The organism is Pullulanibacillus pueri (genome assembly GCF_014639255.1).
GTDB classification, from domain to species: Bacteria; Bacillota; Bacilli; order Bacillales; family Sporolactobacillaceae; genus Pullulanibacillus; species Pullulanibacillus pueri.
Map to the genome: position 1 here is coordinate 16233 of NZ_BMFV01000008.1, position 22566 is coordinate 38798.

Annotated in this window: 20 protein-coding genes and 2 pseudogenes; 4 read left to right on the forward strand and 18 right to left on the reverse strand. The window is 40.5% G+C overall.

Annotation, left to right across the window (positions count from 1 at the left end; genetic code table 11):
- Positions 1-14 precede the first annotated feature (14 nt).
- The 4 genes from IEV91_RS06900 to IEV91_RS06915 all read right to left on the reverse strand — a co-directional run bounded on the left by IEV91_RS06900 (position 15) and on the right by IEV91_RS06915 (position 4425).
- A complete protein-coding gene (locus IEV91_RS06900; RefSeq protein ID WP_188496699.1) occupies positions 15-1001 on the reverse strand; it encodes an ABC transporter permease in 987 nt (328 codons plus the stop codon).
- 37 nt (positions 1002-1038) lie between these two features.
- A complete protein-coding gene (locus IEV91_RS06905; RefSeq protein ID WP_188496700.1) occupies positions 1039-2361 on the reverse strand; it encodes a glycoside hydrolase family 125 protein in 1323 nt (440 codons plus the stop codon).
- 250 nt (positions 2362-2611) lie between these two features.
- A complete protein-coding gene (locus IEV91_RS06910) occupies positions 2612-3754 on the reverse strand; it encodes a GntR family transcriptional regulator (protein ID WP_229745451.1) in 1143 nt (380 codons plus the stop codon).
- Between the two features lie 131 nt (positions 3755-3885).
- Positions 3886-4425 (reverse strand): cysteine hydrolase family protein, encoded by a 540-nt coding sequence (locus IEV91_RS06915; RefSeq protein ID WP_188496702.1) that lies wholly within the window; start codon positions 4423-4425, stop codon positions 3886-3888.
- Positions 4426-4558: 133 nt separating this feature from the next.
- Between IEV91_RS06915 and IEV91_RS06920 the strand changes: the two genes are divergently transcribed.
- Positions 4559-5473, forward strand: a complete 915-nt coding sequence (locus tag IEV91_RS06920) for an aldo/keto reductase (RefSeq protein ID WP_188496703.1) — start codon at positions 4559-4561, stop codon at positions 5471-5473.
- 433 nt (positions 5474-5906) lie between these two features.
- On the opposite strand, the gene IEV91_RS06925 is transcribed toward IEV91_RS06920, so the two are convergent.
- The 7 genes and pseudogenes from IEV91_RS06925 to IEV91_RS06955 form a co-directional block, all read right to left on the reverse strand.
- Positions 5907-6287 carry an ACT domain-containing protein gene (locus tag IEV91_RS06925; RefSeq protein WP_188496704.1) on the reverse strand — a complete coding sequence of 127 codons (381 nt, stop codon included), beginning with the start codon at positions 6285-6287 and terminating at the stop codon, positions 5907-5909.
- Between the two features lie 84 nt (positions 6288-6371).
- Positions 6372-7721, reverse strand: coding sequence for a 3-phosphoshikimate 1-carboxyvinyltransferase (gene aroA, locus IEV91_RS06930; RefSeq protein WP_188496705.1), 1350 nt, complete (start codon positions 7719-7721; stop codon positions 6372-6374).
- Between the two features lie 151 nt (positions 7722-7872).
- Positions 7873-7971, reverse strand: a pseudogene (locus tag IEV91_RS06935) (dihydrofolate reductase); the annotation flags it as partial.
- 37 nt (positions 7972-8008) lie between these two features.
- A complete protein-coding gene (gene dnaN / locus IEV91_RS06940; protein ID WP_188496707.1) occupies positions 8009-9133 on the reverse strand; it encodes a DNA polymerase III subunit beta in 1125 nt (374 codons plus the stop codon).
- Positions 9134-9780: 647 nt separating this feature from the next.
- Positions 9781-10548 (reverse strand): nucleotidyltransferase domain-containing protein, encoded by a 768-nt coding sequence (locus IEV91_RS06945; RefSeq protein WP_188496708.1) that lies wholly within the window; start codon positions 10546-10548, stop codon positions 9781-9783.
- A gap of 83 nt (positions 10549-10631) precedes the next feature.
- Complete coding sequence (locus IEV91_RS06950) at positions 10632-11807, reverse strand: thiolase family protein (protein ID WP_188496803.1); 1176 nt, start codon at positions 11805-11807, stop codon at positions 10632-10634.
- Positions 11808-11864: 57 nt separating this feature from the next.
- The gene (locus tag IEV91_RS06955) at positions 11865-13130 is read right to left on the reverse strand and encodes an MFS transporter (protein WP_188496709.1); all 1266 of its coding nucleotides are present in this window, start codon (positions 13128-13130) and stop codon (positions 11865-11867) included.
- A gap of 213 nt (positions 13131-13343) precedes the next feature.
- Between IEV91_RS06955 and IEV91_RS06960 the strand changes: the two genes are divergently transcribed.
- Positions 13344-13661, forward strand: coding sequence for a thioredoxin family protein (locus IEV91_RS06960; protein ID WP_188496710.1), 318 nt, complete (start codon positions 13344-13346; stop codon positions 13659-13661).
- 79 nt (positions 13662-13740) lie between these two features.
- Here IEV91_RS06960 and IEV91_RS21870 read toward each other — a convergent pair whose 3' ends face one another.
- A complete protein-coding gene (locus IEV91_RS21870) occupies positions 13741-13866 on the reverse strand; it encodes a hypothetical protein (protein WP_268236358.1) in 126 nt (41 codons plus the stop codon).
- Between the two features lie 134 nt (positions 13867-14000).
- On the reverse strand, positions 14001-14558 hold the full coding sequence (locus IEV91_RS06965) for a small multi-drug export protein (protein WP_188496711.1): 558 nt from the start codon (positions 14556-14558) through the stop codon (positions 14001-14003).
- Between the two features lie 1015 nt (positions 14559-15573).
- On the opposite strand from IEV91_RS06965, the pseudogene IEV91_RS06970 reads away from it, so the two are divergent.
- Positions 15574-17312, forward strand: a pseudogene (locus IEV91_RS06970) (ABC transporter ATP-binding protein).
- 138 nt (positions 17313-17450) lie between these two features.
- On the opposite strand, the gene IEV91_RS06975 reads toward IEV91_RS06970, so the two are convergent.
- Entirely contained in the window at positions 17451-18584 is a 1134-nt protein-coding gene (locus IEV91_RS06975) for a hypothetical protein (protein WP_188496712.1), read from the reverse strand.
- Positions 18577-19131 (reverse strand): sigma-70 family RNA polymerase sigma factor, encoded by a 555-nt coding sequence (locus IEV91_RS06980; protein WP_188496713.1) that lies wholly within the window; start codon positions 19129-19131, stop codon positions 18577-18579. The genes IEV91_RS06975 and IEV91_RS06980 overlap by 8 nt, the downstream gene beginning before the upstream one ends.
- A gap of 230 nt (positions 19132-19361) precedes the next feature.
- Here IEV91_RS06980 and IEV91_RS06985 point away from each other — a divergent pair, with 230 nt between their 5' ends.
- Positions 19362-19985 (forward strand): class I SAM-dependent methyltransferase, encoded by a 624-nt coding sequence (locus IEV91_RS06985; RefSeq protein ID WP_188496714.1) that lies wholly within the window; start codon positions 19362-19364, stop codon positions 19983-19985.
- 122 nt (positions 19986-20107) lie between these two features.
- Here IEV91_RS06985 and IEV91_RS06990 read toward each other — a convergent pair whose 3' ends face one another.
- From IEV91_RS06990 to IEV91_RS07000, 3 genes are all read right to left on the reverse strand, one after another.
- Positions 20108-20635, reverse strand: a complete 528-nt coding sequence (locus IEV91_RS06990) for a histidine phosphatase family protein (RefSeq protein ID WP_188496715.1) — start codon at positions 20633-20635, stop codon at positions 20108-20110.
- A 101-nt stretch (positions 20636-20736) separates the two neighbouring features.
- A complete protein-coding gene (locus IEV91_RS06995) occupies positions 20737-21540 on the reverse strand; it encodes an SDR family NAD(P)-dependent oxidoreductase (protein ID WP_188496716.1) in 804 nt (267 codons plus the stop codon).
- An 11-nt stretch (positions 21541-21551) separates the two neighbouring features.
- A complete protein-coding gene (locus tag IEV91_RS07000; RefSeq protein ID WP_188496717.1) occupies positions 21552-22523 on the reverse strand; it encodes an MBL fold metallo-hydrolase in 972 nt (323 codons plus the stop codon).
- Between the last annotated feature and the right edge of the window lie 43 nt (positions 22524-22566).

Below are 22566 nucleotides of genomic sequence, written 5' to 3' on the forward strand. Positions count from 1 at the left end.
TTATCCCCTTTCATTTACCATAAACTTGTCTGACTCCGCTTTCTGGCAATTTGGTTAACAATAACGAGGAGGGCTGCATTAATCACTGCATCAAATAATCCAACAGCCGTTGAGTAGCTATATTGTGTATCTAAAATCCCTGTTCGGTAGACAAAGGTTGAAATGACATCTGAGGTATCCATATTGAGATCATTTTGCATGAGCAAAATCTTCTGAAAGCCAACAGACAATAATCCACCCATATCCAAAATAAATAAGATAACCATTGTCGGCACAAGTGTAGGAATGTTAATATGCCATATCCTTTGCCAGCGTGAGGCGCCATCAACAGTTGCCGCTTCATGAAGTTGAGGATCAATACCCGAGAGTGCGGCCATATAGATGATGGATCCCCACCCCATCCCTTGCCAAACATCCGAGAACACAAAAATGGTTTTAAACCATCCAGGCTCTGACATAAAGGCAATAGGACCAATACCAAAGAGGCCAAGGAAATCGTTAATGATCCCTGTTTGTGGGGATAGAAAAGCAATAATCATCCCAACCATGACCACTAGTGAAATGAAATGAGGAGCATAAGTTACGGTTTGGACACCTCGTTTAAAAAAACCATCCTTGATCTCGTTAAACGCTAAAGCTAGGATAATCGGTAATGGAAACCCAACGACAAGTGAGTACAGACTAATTTCAATCGTATTTCTAATTAAATCCCAAAAATAGTAAGAGTGAAAAAACTGAGTAAACCACTCAAACCCCACCCAAGGACTTCCCCAAACCCCTAATGTTGGAACATAATCCTTAAAAGCAATGAGGAGACCATATAAAGGGATATAATGGAAAATTACAAAATAGAGGAAAGCCGGCAGAAGAAATATGTACAATTCCCAACTTTGAGCAATATCTTTCAGTTTTTTACGACGTCTTTCTTTTTTAAGCGCTTTCTTGTTTTGGGTTAAAAAAGATGCCGTCTCGGTAGATGATAGCTTCGATGGTGATTCCATAACAATTCCTCTCCTCTCTTTAATCATTCTCCGTGCGTTACTTTTTAAATGGCACCTGCTGAGACACTTTCGCTTGATGAAGTAACTCTTTAGTTTCTAATTCAAAAAGTGACATCACAAATTCACAGAACATCGCATTAGCCCATGAAAACCACGGACGGGTATAAGACTCTGGATGGTTAGGATCAAAACTTTCATGCATAAGTTGTGTTCCGCCATCGGTTTGAAGCAAGACATCTAAAAGCTTATATTTTTCTGTAGTATCTTGTGCCGTCAATCCTTGCATGCTTAAAGCAAGAGGCCAAATAAAGTGATGTGGTGTATGCGGACTGCCAATGCCTTCAGCAAACTTTCCTTTAAAAAAATAAGGATTTTCCTCACTCAGAATAAATCTTCGTGTATTTTGATAAATGGTATCTTCTGGCGAACAAAATCCTAAATAAGGAAGTGACAATAAACTAGGGATATTGGCATCATCCATCAAATTAAAATGTCCATAGCCATCTGTTTCGTACGCGTATATTGGCCCATATATCTCATGTTCGTATATTCCGTAATGACGAATGCCTGTTTCGATGTCTAACTTTAACTCTTCTATTTTCCTGAGGAGTTCCGGCTCTGTCTTGATGATATCGATTGTGAGTAAATAACCGAGCACCACAGTCGCAAAGGCGTTAGATGGGACCAAGTAGCCGAAGGTACAAGCATCATCACTTGGTCGAAATCCTGACCAGGTCATCCCAGTTCTTTTCACCGCACTCCCTTTCCCATGGTGGCTAAGCGTATCCGATAAAACATCCGTCTTCCTTTCGAAACGATAAGTCGAGGCCGTTTCATGATCTTGTTCCACTCTCCACAATTCAACGATGGCTGTTACAGCTTGCAAAAATTCCGGGGTGAAATGATCAGTCCGCCCTGTCGCTCTCCAAAATAAATAAGCTAATTGAATAGGGTAACACAACGAATCAATTTCATATTTTCGTTCCCACACTCCAGGGGTCATTGCTGTCAAATCCTCTTGATGTCCATGACCATTGGCTTCCTTATTAAACGCATTCGCATAGGGATCCTTTAATATAAAAGCCACCTGCTTTTTTATCACCCCGGCAATCAGATTCGCCATCTCGGGATTAGCTTTAGCTAAAGGTAAATAGGGTCGGACCTGGGCTGCAGAATCTCTTAACCACATCGCCGGTATATCTCCTGTAATGACAAAGGTTGTACCATCTTCTTGGTGTTCTAAAGTTGATAAATAAGTATTGGAATAACAATGTCTAAAATACTCTGAAACTCTAGGATTCCAATGTGCTATATTTTCTATCATCTCTTCCATAGCATCTGGAATGACTTGCTTTTTCATAAACTTCACCTCACCGCTGCTCAAATTTTAAATTTCTGATTAAACTACTATACCCCCTCTTTTGTTAACGTTTTCATTTATATCAATATACTAATACGCATATATTAATATGTCAACATAATTTTCTTAAAACATTTTATATTATGATATATTTTTCGTAGGGATATCGGATATATAAATGAAACTCTGCCTTCCCAATAAAAAAAACTGACTTGTGATTATCACAAGTCAGTCGTTTAGTCTCAATCGGTTATGTTGAAGGACCTTCAATTAAATGTGCGTCTAAGAAAAACTTATTTTTAGACAGCTTTTCTTTTTTTATTAATTTAAGGAGTACCGATTTTGCCGTTCGTCCCATGTCAACTTGAGGTTGCTGTATATAAGTAAATTTGAGGTTATGAACATGATCTCTAGGATGATCAAAACATATAATCGCAATATCTTCAGGGATTCTTAAGCCAAGAGCTTTTATAGCGCTTTCAGCTTCGAGTGCAATATTATATTCAATTGCCAATAAAGCGGTCATCTGTGGGTTCTTCATTATTTTCCGTTTAATCTTTTGAATGTCATTCTTGATATTCTCTTCTGAGAACTGGTCCGGTAGTGTGCTGATAATATCATTCATCCAGAGTTTTTTATCAATAGCAATCCCTTTCTCGGCATGAGCTTGCACAAACCCCTCAATCCTTTCCTCTACCGTCGTGGAATCAAGTGGTGGAGGGGAAAGAAGTCCAATATTTTTATGGCCTTTCTTAAACAAATATTCTACGGCCTCTCGGGCAGCAACAACATTATTGGATGCGACAGAGTAAGTCGCAATGCCTTTCAAACGCCGATCAACAAGCACAAACGGAAATTGTTCAACCGCCAATTTTAAAATAGCCGGACTAAAATTTTCTGCTCGCGAAGGAACTATGATTAACCCTTGGACACCTGTTTTAATCAGTTGTTGAATGGCTATTTCTTCGTTCTCTGGATGCCCGTGGGTGCGATGTAAAAGCAGAAAAGTGTTATCATCAGAAGCTTCTTCAACCCCTGTCAACACATCTAATCCAAAGCTGGAATCAAAATCAGTAATGATCATGCCTATAAGAATGTTCTCTTCTTTTTTCTTCACCATGGGCTCCTGTGCATCATCTTCTTCATGGACTGGGGGTGTTTTTTGTAGATCTTGTCGACTAACAAAGGAGCCTCTTCCTGGTTTTCTAATAATGAACTCGTCCCGAGCTAGCATTTCGAGCGCCCGTTTCGTCGTAATACGACTCACACCAAAAAGCTCCGCCAATTCCTTCTCAGAAGGTATACGGTCGCCAATTTTGTAACGGTTGTTCATGATCTCTTCTTTTAATGATTGATAAATCTTCTCATATAATGGAGTAGCCGTACGAATCACCTCATGTATTCCCCTATTATGTCCCTCTGTATTTATATACCATTCTAAATGATATATCATTTGATGTAAACTTAAAGTTCTGTTTTCCACAAGAAATTGGGGTTTAAAGGCTTACATGAAGCACCAACCTCTTAAACAATTTTTGTTTTAAAAATCTGTTCCATTTGTGTCAAGAAAAGCTCATGATGATCGGTAAATGTTGCAGTTCCTTTTTTATGGGCAACGGTTTTAAAACCTCTCGCGTAAGCGCCGTAGGCAGTCAAAAAATCACATATATCCGTACAAACACCGGTCAAATGCACCTCGTCTACGCCTTCTGCTTTTAAACGTGATTCAAGATCTGTATTAAAAAACGCATCGTATTCTGGCTTAGGAAGGAAAGTCACCCGCTGATGATTCTTATTTTTGCGATACCATTCTCCAAGATCACCATAAATCTCTTGTCCCCAGGTGCCTTTAATATTATGGGGTGGCCATAATTCAAAATGGCGATCATTTTCTTCATGCGCATCCATACAAAAGATGACGAGATCTCCCTGTTCTAAAAAACTATCCGCTGTTTCAATAATATAAGGAACAATATCCCTAGCCACCTTTCCTGCTGTTAAACGCCCATTTTCAGCAACAAAATCATTACTCATGTCAATGATTAACAAAGCTTTCCTAGACACCCGATCATCTCCATTTCTCGCTTTTTATCCACTATACAATCTGTAGTTACAACTCACAAGACAAATAGATTATTTGAAGCTACCCTGCCATCCCTTATATAATAGATACATCAATCTTAATGGAGTGAAGTGTATGAAATTCAATAAGCTTGGCAGCTCAGATTTAACCGTAAGCGAAATCGGCTTAGGGACCATGTCCCTTCCAGCCAATGATACTGAAGCAATTCATATGATCCAAAAAGCGATCGATGATGGGATGAACTTTCTCGATACAGCCGATCTCTATGAACAAGGAAGGATCGAATCACTCTTAGGTCAAGCAGTGAAAGGCCGCCGTGATGATGTCATTATTGCAACAAAAGGCGGTAACCATTGGGAAGCGGGTAAACAAGGCTGGTATTGGGATCCTTCAAAAAAATACATAAAAAACGCCTTAAAGGCCAGCTTAAAACGATTGAATCTTGACTACGTGGATCTCTATCAATTACACGGAGGGACCATTGAGGATCCGATAGATGAAACTATCGAAGCGTTTGAGGAACTTAAGCAAGAAGGTCTCATTCGCTGGTATGGCATCAGCTCAATCCGTCACAATGTCATCCGTGAGTATGTCAAGCGCTCCTCGATTGTCAGCGTTATGATGCAATATAGTATTTTAGATCGCCGCCCTGAGGAAGAAATGCTTGATTTTCTCGCTGAGAAAAATGTGAGTGTTATCGCTCGCGGTCCTGTAGCTAAAGGTCTTTTATCTGATAAAGGGATAAGCAAAATCTCTGAAAAAGGGTATCTTGACTATACTGAAAAGGCATTGAAACATCTCATTAAAGAGCTCAAAGAAAATACGAATCGTACACGCAAACTTTCGCATACAGCGATTCGCTATGTTTTAAACCACCCAGCCGTCGCTACCGCTATTCCCGGTGCGAGTAGAATGGAGCAATTGGAAGATAATCTCCAAGCAACAAGTGCTCCCCCATTGTCAGAAACAGAACTAAAAACCATCCGCTCCTTATCAAAAGCCAATAAATATACTGATCACAGGGAGTGAAAATAGGATAGCTAAAAGCAACCGAGCATGGGCTGCCATATGCAGCCCTTATTTAAAGAACTCTTGAAAGTATAAAGCTCTGGACATCAAGACGTTGTGGATTTCCGCTTCAAAGCGCTCGCTTTCCTCATGCCCACTGGTCTAAGGAAAGCTACTAGCAGAATTAGCCTCGCAGAAAAATCGTGTTTATACGATTTTTGACGTGGGTGGGGTCGGTGTTCAACGCACAATTGGTTGCCTCGACTAAACTAGACTTCTTCTGGAACAGCCCACATCCGAAGATCCATTTTGGCACACAAATAGTCCGTACCAAAATTAATTGCGGCCATGAAGGCCGATCGGCTAAAACCATCACATCCGTGTGATAACACCAAAACTAGTACATCAACACCCCAATAAGCACTTCTGGTGAGTAGTCGAGTTTTTCATACAGTCACTTAAATTCATGTCCACACGCTTGCAAGGTGTTAATTGCTTTTTCTAGCTGTTCACTTTTTAATAGTAAGTAGTCTGTATTGTATGTAGAAACTGCAAAAATTCCCACATTAGCGTCAGCAAGAGGATTAGCCAGTGACGCTAAAATGCCGGTTAAAGAAAAATCCAAAGGTCCTTCTACTTTTAAAGCGCTCCAGCCTTTTTCAACGTCTCCATCAAGATCTTTTGGGACGATTTTTTCAAAGCAAACAATTGAAAGTTCCTCATCTGTGTAAGTGACGGAAATAAACTGCCTATCCTTAAATATCCATGAAGGAGGATTGAGCTTAGGGCTTAATTTAATTACAGCAAGGTCCTCAGGTAATACCGTTAATTTCATTCAATCATCCCTTTTTTATCATTGTTAGGCGTCCAAGAAGTATGGATACCCCCTCTTTTTTATTCAGAGGGGGTCATTGATGTTCTATTTATAAGTAATATTCAATCCTATGTCTTCTAATCTTTCATAAAAATCTGGGAAAGTTTTTGACACGCAGCCCGGATCTTTTACTGAGATATCCTCGACAATGGCACCCAAAATAGAGAAGGCCATTGCCACCCGGTGATCATCATAAGAATCAAGCAAAGTTCCAACAGGCTTGCCAGGATAGATCTTCAAACCATCCTTATATTCTTCAACTTTAATTTGTAGACGGGTTAGTATTTCCACCGCTGCCTGTATGCGATCCGATTCATGATGGCGAATGTGTTCAACCTCACGAATGGTAATGGGTCCATCAGCAAAAGGCGCGATGGCAGCGAGAGTCAACGCTTGATCAGACATCGGTCTCATGCTAAATGTTTGATTACCCTTTAAAGTTTCCGGACCGGTCACTTGGACATAATCTTCTCCGATCTCCACTGCGCAGCCCATTTCCTTTAAAACATCCACAAATCGAATATCCGGTTGATTGGAAGATTCGTAGCTGATATTATTCACTCGAATCGTACTTTTTGTAAGCGCAGCTAATGCAAAAAAGTAGCAAGCACCTGAGGCATCAGGCTCCATGATGACCTGCGACCCTTTATAATGCTTAGGTGCAATCTCAAACTTTGAAAGATTCTCGTTATACGTGATGTCAACACCAAAGCTCTTCATAAGATGCGTCGTAATGAGAACATAGGATTCTTGAACAATCGGTTCGGTAATATTCACAGTGACTGGCTGCTCCGCGTAAGGGCTCGCCATTAACAGCCCGCTAATAAATTGGCTGGACGTGTTTCCGGATATATCCACAGAACCTCCTGTTAATCCCTTTCCATCAATATTAAGAGGGTAAAAGCCTTCTTTTTCCCCATAAGTGATCGATGCCCCCAAATGTTTCAAAGCATCAACAAGCGGTTTAATCGGCCGTTCTGACATCCGTTTGCTGGCATTAATGGTCCAGGCTTCATTGGTCTTTGGGGCTGTTACAAGACCCGGTAAAAAACGGGCAACAGTCCCACCAGCGCCAATATAGAGTGGTTCATCACTTGGCTGCCATTTTCCACTTACGCCTTTTATGTAAGCCGTATCTCCATCTACAGTGATCTTAGCACCTAATTTTTTTAAAGCCTCAATGCACCAATACGAATCGTCACTTCTTAATATCCCCTTTACTGTTGATTCACCATCTGCAACAGCCGCAAGAATTAGCGCTCTATTCGTTAGGCTTTTACTGCCCGGTAAATTAATTTCCTTTTTTAGTTCTTCACTCTTATTCACACTGACTTGGTGAACATTCTGTAAGGCCGCCCATGGCGATCTTGCTTCCAAATCTGGGGCTTGAGTCAATGAAACTCCTCCTCTATTTACTTTATCTTTGTTTATTAACTATCATACTACAAAAACGACTCATTTGAATTCGTAGTACGCCTATTTTTTCAGAGTTTATTATTTCAACTTCCGCTCATAAACATGAAAAAGAATCAGTATGAGGGTTCCATTCAACGTATTGCCAGTCTCTTGGCAATTTCCATTGAAGGTCATTTTCCTTACCTATGACTCTATTTTTACCCATTGCAGCGATTAAAGACACTCTCACTAATAACACCTCCATGATAAAATCTGTCTTCCTTTCTTTATGATCTCACTGGAGAAATGAGTTGCTTGTGGGCTGGATTATCTACGGGCTCAATGAGCACAGGACTCATTGAACCACCGAAGCTTACCTTTACTGCTTTCTCTTCGATCACTTTTAAAGCCTCTTTCACATAGGCTCCATCCAATGAGATGCAAAGACTACGCTCACCGATCATCTGGTCTATGTCCTGAACCTCTTCTATCGTTCCTATCTCTGAAGAATGAGAAGAAATAAGGAGCTGCGAATCCTCTATTATTTCTAAGTTCACATTATGATTTTTCCACTCGCTGGCAAATAATGTCGCTCTATCAATCCCTTTTAATAGGTTTTCTGTATTCAGGATGAGAACCGTTTTAAATTCTCTTAAGAGTAAACTAGAAACATTGGGATAAGTACCTTCCAGAAGTCGCGAATACACCGAAAGCCCCTTCGCCTGAAAAACGATAGTATGGTCAGTCAAGCCTATCAAGATCTCATCCACTTCGTCATGCATTAATTTATGGACTTCCAATAGACTTGCACTTGGAATGGTAAAGGAGCCCTTTATTTCTGAAGGAATTGTAAGTGTCCTTAATGACAGTCGATGGGAATTAGTCGCCACACAGGTCAAGGTATTGTCTTGAAACGAAAAATTAACACCAGTAAGAATGGGATTTGACTCACGTTTGGAAGCCGCGAAAACAGTTTGTTTGATCAGCGTACTCAAATCACGACTTTTTATATGTATGATTTTTTTATGCTCAATTTCGGGAAGATTAGGATATTCTTCAACATTTAATACGTTGAGAGCGGTCTTTATCGTGTCAGATTGAAGGGTCACACGATGAGCGTCTGATTTTAAATGAACCTCACCAGGCAACTTTTTCACAAGGTCACTCAAATATTTTGCAGGTAATACGAGACTCCCTGGTTCCATTACCTTCAAAACCTCTTGTCCGCCAACCATTAAAGGAATCATGCTTTCAATGGCTATATTCGTATTACTGCCAATTAGGGTTAGGCGATCTTTCTCAGCTATAATTTTAACACCCAAAAGGATGGGTAAGATCGCCTTTGATGCTACCGCCTGACTGACCTCATAAATGGCTTGATTCAAACATTGATTATTGATAATAAATTCCATAGTTAGCACCCTTTTCAATCTTAATTCTGTACGCCCATTAATCAAACGCCTTATAAGAATATACATTCGACAATATCTGCGATAATCCCTGCTTATATTATTATTTTTAAAAACAAAAAGCCAGGAAGCCAAGCAACTTGAGCGTGCTTCTCTTCCTGTTATCATTAGGCTTTTTTAAGAATTGAGTTCTTTTCCTAAATCATGAATTTTAGGAGTTGAAGTGAATTGCGGCGTAACTATAAAGCTAAGAGCTCATAAGTGATTATTGCTTTACTGCTGGATTAAGGTGTGGATTTCCGCTCCAGGCTGCTCGCTTTCCACGGGCACGGCCTCAGCTAACTTGGGATTGAATATTTGTTTCCCAAATATTTATCATTAAAAGTCCCCTGTTCCTGCGTCTACGAGTATTGCTTCGAAGTCAGCTTTCTCGGAACAACTCGACGTTTATTCGAGAAGTAACGCTGGGTGCTGTTCCAGTAGGACTCTAGTTCGGCATCCGTGAGTCAGCGGCGCTGAGGAACACACAATGTTTAAGTGTTCCGAACCTCGCGCCTTACGCTCCAATTCACTTGATTGCTGCGATGCTTTTTGTTAGAAGCAGCTGTCAGCACCTTTTTATGTGCGCGCAACACCTGATGGGAACGGAGCTATTTTTTAAAACTGGAAAGAAGTTTCTCGGCAAAGGGTTTTAGTTTTTCAGGCTCTTCTAACTGTGAAAACATCCATTCCAACTCATTTTTGAGCACGGTGACAATAAGTGAAGCTGCCACTGTGTGATCCTTTAGTGTTATTTGGTTAAAAATCTCTTGTACCTGCTTAAGGATAGGAAGTGGCAGAAACCGCTCTAATGTTTTCAAGCCGAGTTGAGCCCGATCTGAACTATAGTGATGTAGCAAAACTTTAGAAAAACAAAGCATCACCTGATGTAACATATCAACCGCCCACAAATGATTTCCCCTTCTTTGTGCCTTACGATATTGGAACAGAAACCAAACCGTATCCATTGCATTGTCTAAAAACTCCGTCGGGGAAAGTTGCAAATGTTGACTGGCTTGATAGGGGCTCAAAAGGCCTTTGGGATCGTAATACACCTTGAAAAAGTCTTTTTCAATAAAGCTTTCTTCGGTGACCGTGAACAAGTCAACATGTAAGAGATTGTCATACACAGCAATAACCTGCGGTGCAATAATGAAAATGTCATCATAAAATAAGAGCTCTCGATACGTCCGCAGATGATCGAGGCGTTTCTGTAAGAAAACTTCTTGGTCTTTTTCCTCCACCATACAATATAGATCAATATCAGAATACTCATCATGCTCTCCTCGTCCTATAGACCCTTTAACAAAAAGAGCTTGAACACGATGATCCGTTTTTAAACTGGCAATGAGTTGCTCAATCGCTTCCTCCTGTACCAACAGCGTTACCCCCTATAAAGGTAAATATTACGATATTATACAATGTATTCCATTTCTTTGCAAGATTATAAGTCTTATAGAAATTAAACATGCTTATTTTCAATAATCATAGCTATTCCTTGCCCACCACCAATACATAACGTTGCCAGTCCATATCGAAGCCCTTGCTTCCGTAGTTCATAGGCTAACGTCAACAAGATTCGTGTCCCACTTGCTCCGACAGGATGACCTAAGGCAATAGCGCCTCCGTTGACATTCGTTTTCTTTCGGTCAAGACCAAGTACCTTCTCAACAGCAAGATATTGAGCGGCGAAAGCTTCATTGACTTCGAACAGGTCGATATCTTTTATCTCTAGGTGAGCACGATCTAGCGCTCTCTTAGAAGCAGGTACTGGTCCAATCCCCATATAATGGGGATCAACGCCAGCAATGCCCCAAGAAATAATTTCTGCCATTGGGAGAATGTCATGTTCAAGGACATAGTCTTCTGTCGCGAGAACAAGTGAAGCTGCACCATCATTAATACCACTGGAGTTGCCCGCTGTGACCGTCCCCCTCTCAACGAAGGACGGACGCAAATTAGATAATTTTTCCTGAGAAGTATCTTCGCGGATATGTTCATCGTGCTCTAATTTAAGCTTTTTTGTGGTCACAGATATCATTTCTTCAGCTAATCTTCCAGATTGCCGAGCATCTGCTGCCCGTTGATGACTGAGAACACTGAAGTCATCCTGAGCCTCGCGAGAAATCGCGTATTTTTTTGCAAGATTTTCAGCCGTTATTCCCATACCCTCTCCTATATATTCATCGGTAAGAGTCGCCAGTAGCATATCTTCTAACTTAAGAGACCCAAGCTTTCCAGCATTAGACCTTGAGGTAAAATCAGCGCGTGGACTCATCGACATGTTTTCAACGCCTCCGACCAACGCTACCTCAGATTCCCCAAGTAGCATCGATTGCACGGCTGAAACAACCGCTTGCAATCCAGAACCACACAGTCGATTCACGATGAGCGCGGGCACCTTTTCGTATACCCCTACATTTAACCCAATATGACGGGCGACGTATGCCGCATTGGTATGGGTCTGAATGACATTGCCGAATACAACATTGTCGATTACTTCTGGAGAGATCTGTGCGCGCCTAATGGCTTCCCTGGCCGCTAGCGTTCCTAACTGTGTCGTATTCAAGGCCCTTAAATGACCACCAAAGCTACCAAAGGGCGTACGTGCGCCCTCAACAATAACCACTTTTTTCATCACCGATTTTCCTCCCCTTTTTAAAACGCTTACATCCAATTCAAGAAATAAGCCTTTCTATTCAAAACGACGAACGGCCGGAATAGAAAGAGCAGCCATAATAATGACGGTCATCACACTTGCCAGTAAAATTGAGGTTTTGACACCACCAATAACCTCGGCAAGCCAGCCCGTAAAAAGGTACCCTAGTGGCATTAATCCAATTGAACCCAAAATATCTAAGCTCACGACACGCCCAAAGGCCTCCTCAGGAACAAGCTCCTGAAGACTTGTCTCCCATATAATTCCGAAAAACATCGATCCCATTCCACCAAGAGCAATCACCATTAAAAGTCCTGGTACCCAGCTGATTTCAACCATAAGGAATAAGGATAGCGCTTCAAGACTCATGCCTAAGTAAGCCAGAATCCCTCTGTGTCGCCACGTTTTCTTTAGCCCAAAAAGCAGACCACCAATTAAAGACCCGACTCCTGAAGCCGAAACAACGAGACCATATATTGATGAGCTATACTCATAATGGACATTAATAAGCCATGGTAAAATAACAACGACAACGCCAGAGGTACAGACATTAATAATAGCAAAGGCACTAATCGTCACCCATAACCAAGCGTGCTTTTTCAATTCTACAAACCCACCCAATAAGTCTTTCCCAAACGTTTTAAGCCGTGGCTGGTTTTCCAGTTTGCCAGTGGGCTTCACTCGCTTTGTCGCGCAAGCTACTTTTATAAAGAGAAGAAAAATAAAGGATATAATAAAAGTGAGTCCATCAATACCAAAAACAATGGCCGCTGTGAACAGCGAAATCAACACTCCACCAATAGAAGGTCCAATGAGTCGCATGCCTTGCATTCCCAGCTGAGTCAGTGAATTAGCAGCCCCTCGAATATCCGGTGTGAACACTTGCTGTCTTAGGGCGCTATAAGCCGGCTGAAAAACAGCACTCATGGTCCCCGTGACGATGGCGTAACCCCATAACCAAACCATCGAGAGATGATCACTTAAGACTAATATTGTGATTAGGATTGCAAGAAAGCCTTGAATTAAATCTGAAGTCATCATGAGTTTGACACGATGTAATTTGTCCACTAATACCCCTGTAAAAGGTAAAAGGATGACCGTAGGTAACAAATTCAGCATCATAATGAATCCCATTGAAAGGGTGGACTGCGTTAGATGAAAGACAATAATCGGAAGTGCCACCGAAGAAAGCGAATTGCCGAAAAGTGAAAGTAACTGTCCTAGCCAAAGCATCCGAAAGTTACGAGAAACGATGAGCGGCTGAATAAGTGGAAGAGAAAGGACTTTCTTTTTCTTATTCAATATGACGGGCTGTTCTTCTGCTATTTTGATCCCCTCACTTATATATTTAATTATTTAATAAGTGAATCAATTATACCCTTTAAAATGGTGAAGTGACAATAACCTTAAAAAATGTGGATTGCTCCGCTCACTCCTGAGATTCCCCCCGAGCATTCACCTTCTGCCTGTGCCCTTTTTTTGGTACAATAGAAAAAAAGTGAAGGGAAGATTTTTATGAAATCAATCGAAACTTTAGAAGCTTTTGAACAAGCTATTCATGGTGATAAACGTGCATTAATTAAATTTGAAGCTGATTGGTGCCCTGATTGCAAACGTCTTAATATGTTTATTGATGAGATTATTGAAGATCACAACGAGTTTAACTGGTACGAAATCAACCGTGATCACTTTCCTGAGCTTGGAGAAAAATATGAAGTTATGGGGATTCCGAGTTTACTCGTGTTTGATAAAGGTGAGAAAAAGGCCCATCTTCATAGCGCGAATGCGAAAAGCCCAGAGGAAGTACGTGCGTTCTTGGATTCAGTAGAATAACAGAAGTCCATACCCTTCTACAGGAGTAAAACAAAAAGAGAGGCTTGTGCAAAAGCCCCTCTTTTTGTATGCTTATTCTTTAAGTTGACGGACGGTCTGGTCCTTCAATTTTTTTATCGCCATAACCAGGTGCAGTTTCCTTTTGTCCGTTTTTTGCCATAACATCATTACGTTTTTTATCTTCGCTTCTTTTATTTTGTGGCAAATCACTCACCTCCACTGTTAGGTTTTACAATTGGCCACATTTCATACCTGTAATTCTTTTCACTTGAACATTTAAATTCCCCTGAAAACTAACGAAAACTTGGGCATACCCAAGTTTTCAAGGAACAGAAAAGCCTACCATATTTCGAATAATTTGACGATACCAGCGCCTCCCATTGTAGCCAAGAATGCAGCGACAAGCGTTCCCAAGCTAACGCTTGACATCACAAGGATTGGACGAAAGCGTAATGCTACCCCAACCGCAATGCTGACAAACACACCAACAATAGGCGCTAAAATTGCAAGAATCCAGACTCCATATTTTCCGTATTTATCGCTCAATTTCTCTGCTTTTTCAAGCTTTGATCGAAGCCAGCTCCATTTTCGAACAATGGTATCAAAGCCAGTAATCAACGTTGGGGCTAATGCTAAATGAGCAATCGACGCTATAAGAGCACCTGAAATCGGATCAAAACCAGCAGTAACAGAAGCCGTAGCCCCAAGGACTACCTCTAAAGGAATGGAGACTAAGACAACATAAAGTGTTGAGCCTATGCCGTGCATGGCAAACCCTATACATAAAACAATAAATAACAGAAGGACTGTTGTCGTGATTCCCCAACCTACGCCATAGAATCTTCGTCTAGGCTTTTCTCTTTTCATATGTTGTTGTGTATCAGAGCTATTTTCCACGCGCAGGCCACCCTTCCTTAATTCTATTTTACATCATTTTTTCGTTTGATGTTAGTGTTTGGTTTACCAAATTTACCAGACATATCGGCATATTTCTTTCGTAGTCATTATTCGAATGTATTGACAAAATTACCCAAGCGCGCAAACTTCGTTAGAAAACCCGACTTTGTGCCCGGATTTAATGGCAAAAGTCATAGTTACACTTATAGGATCTTCCACAAAGATATACATTCTAACACGATAAAAATGCTGAAGCCTTGGCAAAGCACTTCCAGCAAAAGGAGAACGATCCACTTATATTCTATGATGACTGCCATAGATGAGCACCTTATCTACAAATCCCTTTTCAGAAAATCCTCCAAGCGCTTTTCATTTTTTATTTAAATCGTTTAGGTTCGAAATATAAAACGTTTCAACCAATGCTATCTAACAAGTATCCATACTCGTTTGAAGATACCAATACACTCGTTCAATGCTTCCTGAAAAAAGGTCAAGAAAAGGGCATCTTTTCCTTCAAAGTGAGCATAGAAAAACGGTTTCTTAAGAGCCAATCCTTAGCAATTTCCGATAAAGCTGCTCCTTCATAGCCTTTTTAGCAAAGCACAATTTCACGATCGTTCGTTAATTTTAGTCTATGACAATTTCACACCAAAAGAAAGCAGGTGCTCATTTCTTTTTGTTTCCCGTACTAACCTCTAGAAAGAGGCAATCTACGAAGAAGATACATGGATGAGCCACATAGGACGTGGCAAACGTTTGTTTCGAATGCTATGGAAATATTATTTTTTGTTTATATAAAAATTCTGATAAGGGCATTTATTTAAAAAGTAAATGTTGTATAATATTATCTATCCATAACAAAGGAGGCATTATCAATGAAAAATCAAAAAAATGCTTTAGAGGTATATAAGGGTGTAACGCTTAATTAGTCACATAACAGGCGTCCCCTTATGTGCAAGTGAGCCACTTATTCTTTTCTGCGTAAGTGATAAATCGAACATAAAGGGGTAAATCTGTGAAATATCGAATAAAGAAGTTTCTATCTTATTATAAACCGTATCTTAAATTATTCTTTGCGATCATGACCTGTACCCTTGCCGTGTCGGGCATTTCCTTGCTCTATCCCTTATTAACACGATACATTACCAAACACGTTTTAGAGCATAATCTTTCGCAGGCATTGAGTCAGATATATGTCGTGGGGGCTTTAATGGTCATGCTCGTGTTAATACAAACACTGGCTAATTATTTTGTGGACTATCATGGTCACAGAATGGGAGCTATGATGGAAAGTGATATGCGAAGTGAACTCTTTTCGCATTATCAAAAGCTCTCTTTCAATTTTTATGATAAGCAAAAAACAGGTCAACTTATGTCAAGAGTAACTAATGATTTACTTTTGCTGTCAGAACTGTATCATCATGGACCAGAAGATTATCTTCGGTATTGCGTTAAATTTATAGGGGCCTTTGTCATCCTGTTTCTGATCAATGCAAAACTAACCTTGGTCGTTTTTGCATTTTTACCCTTGATGGGCATTTACGCCCTTTATTTCAATAAAAAGATGAACATTGCCTTAAAAAGAAACAAAGCAAGAATTGCTGATATTAATGCCCAGGTCGAAGATACTCTTTCGGGGATTAGAGTTGTTAAATCATTTGCCAATGAAGCCTTAGAACAGAAAAAATTTGCTAACGCAAACGATCGTTTTCTTGAAAGTAGAAAAAACAGTTATAGAAATGAAGCCTACCTCTCCAATGGGATCGAGACGTTCATTCAGCTGATTACGATTGCCGTTATTGTTTTTGGCGGTGTTAGCATTGTCCACGCTTCATTAGATTTAGCTGATTTAATTACCTTTTTATTATACATTGGGTATCTGATCGAACCTGTACAAAAATTGACCCACTTGACCATGCAGTACCAAGAAGGCATTACTGGCTTTGAACGTTTTATGGAGATTATAGAAACTGAGCCTGATATCAAAGACACTGCCAGTGCTATTGACTTAAAACCTGTATACGGCAACATAGAGTTTCGAAATGTTGGATTCAAGTATAACGAAAACCCTGATCTCGTTTTAAACAACCTTTCCCTAAAGGTTAAATCCGGTGATTATCTTGCGTTGGTAGGACCATCAGGTGTTGGTAAAACAACTTTATGCTCCCTTCTGCCTCGCTTTTATGATGTTAATGAAGGCGAGATATTCCTTGATGGTATCAATATCAAGGACATCCAGCTTCAGTCTTTAAGAAGAAATATATAGGCATTGTTCAACAGGACGTTTACCTATTCGCTGGGACGGTAAGAGACAATATTCGTTACGGAAATCCTCACTCGAGTGATGAGGACATAATTGAAGCCGCTAAACGTGCCAATGCCCATGAATTTATAATGAAGTTACCAAATGGCTACCACACAGATATTGGTCAACGCGGGGTCAAATTATCTGGTGGGCAAAAGCAAAGATTAAGCATTGCCCGTGTTTTCTTAAAAGATCCACCCATACTTATCTTTGACGAAGCCACGAGTGCTTTGGATAACGAAAGCGAAAAAGTAGTCAAAGAGGCGCTAGAGACCTTGACGGAAAACCGCACGACTTTTGTCATTGCCCATCGCCTATCCACCGTGAGGAATGCCAAAAGAATTATTGTACTTATGAATGGCAACATCAGTGAACAAGGGACTCATGAGGCATTACTAGCGCTTAATGGCACTTATGCCCGGCTGTATAACATGCAATTTAGTTTTTAAACTAAAGTTTAAAGTCTTACGAAGCCCACTTCATTTTTTGAAGTGGGCTAAAAAGATAGACGACAAATAAGGCAACTCATGAGAATTGAGCTGCCTTACCGCTAAACATCTTTCCCTTTGCTGTCACATAGCCATTATCTATTTCTCGTAAGGTTTAAAGCTTTCCACTAATGAACGAGCCTCTTCCTTAGTGAGAGAATGTTTCAAAACGATTTCAAAAGCATAGTCGGCTTTTTCCCCTAACATGGCTGTCTTCCCCTGATAGTCTTTATAAAAACTCCACTTCACACCATTCGACTCAAACGAATCTGTCGGCACGGCCGGCTGGTACATGGCATTTGAATCTTTAGCAGTTGTCGTACCCTTTCGATCGCTTGGAAGTGTCGTTTTAAAGGTAAACAAAGTCCGAGCAGCTTCTGCCTTACTTTCGCGATATTCTTTTAGCGAGAGCGACACATCCTGCTGCCCGCTAACGTCCCGAATAGTGTAATTGATGAACACCCCCGGCCCCCACTCTTCTTTATACTCAGCTAATTTTAAAGAAGCCTGTGAACTTGAAAAAACATAAAGGCTAATGGATTGGCTCGCTTTTTGCAAGACCTGCTGCATTGCATCAGATTGGTCCTTTGCCCCCTCCTGACCCTCTGGATTTTGATCCCGTTCAAACACAAGATAATGAGGTGTATCTTTATCACCAATGCTTATTGCGATGGCTGAAATGAGTTCTTTTCCTTTAACAGTATAAACAAGGGTGGTCTTCATGGCTTTCTTCTCTTGACTTTCATCACTTAAATTAACCTTACCCACGCTTTCACCGATACCGGAAGGACCTATATGATTCCCCGTGTTTTTATACGTATAGTGATTGAAAGATAAAGTCTTAGGCACACTTTGTTTGGGGTTCGCTAAGTCCTCAGAGTATTTATAAGGCATCACGTCCTTTTTCTCAGCATTGACGGTACCTGCCTTATTCGCTTTCACTTCAGGCTGTTGTTCGGAACTTGCTTTCTTTAGACTAGTCTCCGTAAGTGAGGGCGATGACTGCTGACTCGCCTGTTGTTCAGTCCCTTGAAAAAAGATGGAGTAGGAAAGAACCATAAGCAGTCCAAGACATAAAACGGTTGAAAATGTAGCGATCCATGTTTTTCTCACACTGCTTTTTCTATTGTGAATACGATTCAACACGCGAAGTCTATCTTTTTCCTGAAAGGCACCTTCTTTTAGAATCGTTTGATCCATAATCTCCTTTAACCTTTCCAACTGTTCATCCAATGTCCTTCCCTCCTTTTTCCTCATACATTTTTCGAAGCAATCCCCTCGCCCGCCTTAAACGTGTTTTAATCGTTGATAATTTCAGTTGGGTATAGAGCTCAATTTCCTCAAGTTTAAGCCCTTCATAATAATATAAAATAATGACTTCTCGATATTTTAAAGGTAATGCCATCACACGCTCGCCTAGGGCTTTATCCTCATCCTTAATCATAGCCACTTCTTCTGCAGATTGTTCATGGCGCTGTTCATGTGTTTTTAGCTTTTTTAAGAGCTTATCTGGGCGTAAATATCGAGTCTTCAAGGCGTCTTTACTTTTATTAATCGCAATTTTATAGAGCCATGTTTTATAAGAAGCCTCACCGCGAAAGCGATGAAGGTTTTTATAGACCGAAAGAAAGACTTCTTGAGTTATATCCTCTGCTATAGACCAATTACGAACGTATGTATAGGCAAGCTTTTTGATGGCACCACCATATTGAACCATCAGGTTTTCAAGCAATTGTTCATTATCCATGGATTCCGGAGTCTCATCTAATCCCCTACTCATGCCTGCCTCCCTCCCCCATCCTTTGTAAGGACGACGCATTCACCAAAAGAGTTTCATTTATAGAGTACATAATTTTATATCAAATTGAAATAGTTGCAGGAAAAAGAATACAAATTGTCGAAAGAAGTCTATAGAGAGTTTGTAAAGGAGTGGTAAAACATGAAAAACTTTTATAGGACATTTTCTCCGTCAACGGTGAGTGGAAAATAGAAAGAATCTGGAGGTATTCGGTGAACAGCTTAGAAAAGAAAAAAAATTTATTTAATGAGTGGGCCAAAACATACGACCAAAATGTTGCCACACTTTCTGGTCCCTTAGATGGTTATAAGGAAAGCTTAACACGGGCAGCCCAAACGGTGCCTATCAAAGAAAATGAGTCGTTGCTTGATATTGGTATCGGGACAGGTAGCTTTGCTGAGCATTTTATCTCAAAAAAAGTTCACATTCATGGGATCGATTTGTCAACAAAAATGCTGGAGGCTTGTGAGAAAAAGTTTCCTAGCTTTACGCTTAAGGAAGGTGTTTTTACTTCCATAGATTATGAGAATGAAAGCTTTCAAGCTGTGATTTCAAGCTTTTGTTTTCACGAGGTGGCCCGCGAGGAAAGACAAAAAGCCTGCAATGAAGTCTATCGAGTGTTAAAGCCTGGTGGTCAGCTCACCTTATTAGACTTGATCTTCGCCTCATCTCCAGCAATGAAAAGGGCAAGTGAGGACCTTCGTGGTCATTGGGATCCTACCGAAGATTACGCACTAGTCGAAGAGCTTGATACATTGCTGTACAATTCCGGATTTAGAGACATTAAATGGATACAAAGTGCCCGTTGTCACTGGATTGTGACCGCTATAAAATAAATGCTTCTTAAATACCATTGAACAGGGATAGATAAGCTTAAAACGCTTGGATGTTTATAAAACTTCATCCAAGCGTTATTCGTCTTCTTATATGTAAGTGTAATCAACCTTATATTCTAAGACTATTTGAAATCATAGACTTTATATTCACCATTATTCGATGAATAGCTTAAAATATTTCCATCCTCAGGTATCCCTTTGAAATAAGCACCGATACATCCTGTCGTATCCCTGTGACCCGCTAATAAAATGTTTATCTCTCTATGAGCATATCGATTCTCTAGTTCACGCATAAAGTTAAAGATTCTATGAATATAGCTATACATGTCTTCAATGCCTTTATACACATTAGGGTCAGGGAGTATTCCCATCCTTTTTACCTCTTCAACCTTTAATCCATCAGCTTCTCCTAAATCAAAAACATCGAGCCTTGTATCTGTGATAACTTGTGCACCTGTGACTATCTCGGCAGTTTGAACAGCTCTTTCTTGTGGTGAAGAGAAGACGAATTCAAATGTTATACCCTTCAGTTTGTCTTTTAACACTTTGGCCTGCTTAATCCCCGTCTCATTTAATGGGAGCCCAATTCTTCCTTGCCATCTTCTTTCTTTATTCAAATCCGTTTGCCCGTGCCTAATAACATATATCACCAGTAGGCCCTCCTTTATTGTCGTCAGTCCCCTTGGATCTTAATATTAAAAATAGCCTCCCTAGTTACACCTTCAGCACTTCTTCTTTAACAGCTATCTAGTTACTTCTTATTTAATAGTCCCCCAGCAATCTTTTCAACTGTACGCGGAAACATCTGATAGAGCTTAGCTCCCGCATGCATGGCAAAGGGAAGATTGATCTCACGCTTATTCGTGCCAATGGCCGCCACAACTTTTTCGGCCACACTTTCAGGAGAAACCATCCAACGTTCCACATTTTTAACGTAGTTTCCCTCAGGATCAGCGATTTTAAAAAAGTTTGTTTTTATGGGTCCTGGATTAACCGCAGTCACTTTAATGCCTTGACGGCGAACTTCAGAACGCAGGCCGTTAGTAAAACCTAGCACCGCTGCCTTGGTGGCCGAATAAACAGAAGACTTGGGTGTTGCCATTTTTCCAGCAATCGAAGCTACATTAATAATATGCCCTTCGCCTTGCTGACGCATTTTCGGCAATAACATCCGTGTTGCCGCCATCATGCCAAGGACATTAACATCTAACATCGTCTTCATATCTAGAAAACTTGCTTCTTCGAATAACGAGAAGATTCCAAACCCTGCATTATTAATCAGGACATCAATGGTGGAATATTGCCATTTGATCGCCTCAAAGGTGTTTTGTAGGGCTTCTAAATTTCCGATATCAAGTGGGTATACATCCACCGTTACCTCGTCGTATTGCATCCCTAATTCCGCCTTCAGTCTTTCCAGCTTATCTTCAGAACGGGCAATAATAATGAGCGTACTGGCGCCTTGCTTCGCACATTCGCGAACCATATGACGCCCTATACCTGCTGAGGCACCTGTTACAATAATGGTTTTTCCATGCAACTTTCCCTTTGCCATATGATCACTCCTTAAGGGCTTTTATAATAATAAGTTCCCTCTTTCATTTCAATCGTAACTTCATTATTTTTAGCCAACCACTCAAGATAACCTTGGACTTCAAAAAGCACAAGATCCATTTGCTTGAAAAAGACAAATCGAAACATCCTTTTCCCGATCTCAAAGACAGTCTGCGGTTTTTCTTTAATATAGCGTTTTAGTGTGTCAAAGCGCTTGTCCTGATTGTGTAACCGTTCTTCAATAAAAGATCTGGGATAGAGAAAAGGCTTCCCATGACCTGGAAGGACTTTCCGAATATCAAGGGTTAAGCACCGTATTAATGACTCCCGATATCGTAAAAATGTTTTTGGAGCTTCCTCCTTATCGTTATAAGGGGGTTCTAGAAGAGCATTAGTAGAAATATGTTCTAAAAGAAAGTCGCCACTCATAAACACCCCATCTGTTGCTCTATATAAACTGATGTGACTTTGAGCGTGACCGGGCGTGTAAAGGATTTGCCATTCTTCAAAACCGGGGATCTCATCTCCCTCATTTATAGTCCTTTTCAACTCACTTGTGCCTCCCATTGATAGGTACCCTTTGAATGTAGGGAGTTTATCATAATAACGCTCAGGAACCCCCATCTTCACAGCTTGTTCCTGGAAAAACGTTTGGAAACGTCTCATAAAATGAGTATCATGGCTTATCCAAGGTGTATTACGCCAATGTCCATAAAGATCAATGGATGTTGGTAAATAGCGGAGGAATCCCGTGTGATCCGGATGGTGATGGGTCAGAACCAAACAATCAATAGAAGCCGTCGTTAAGTTCAATTGGTGTAAAGCGGTTTGAAAATCCCTCCAAGCAGGGTAGGTTGAGACACCTGCATCAACCATCATCACCCGATTATTTTTGATGATAATATATATATTTACAGGACCCACGGCATAAGGGGTTTCTAACTCGATTTGCCATATGTCCTGTTCGATCTGATTCAATTGCATGAATTAAAGACTCCTTACGCTTACGCAAAAAAATGAAATGAAG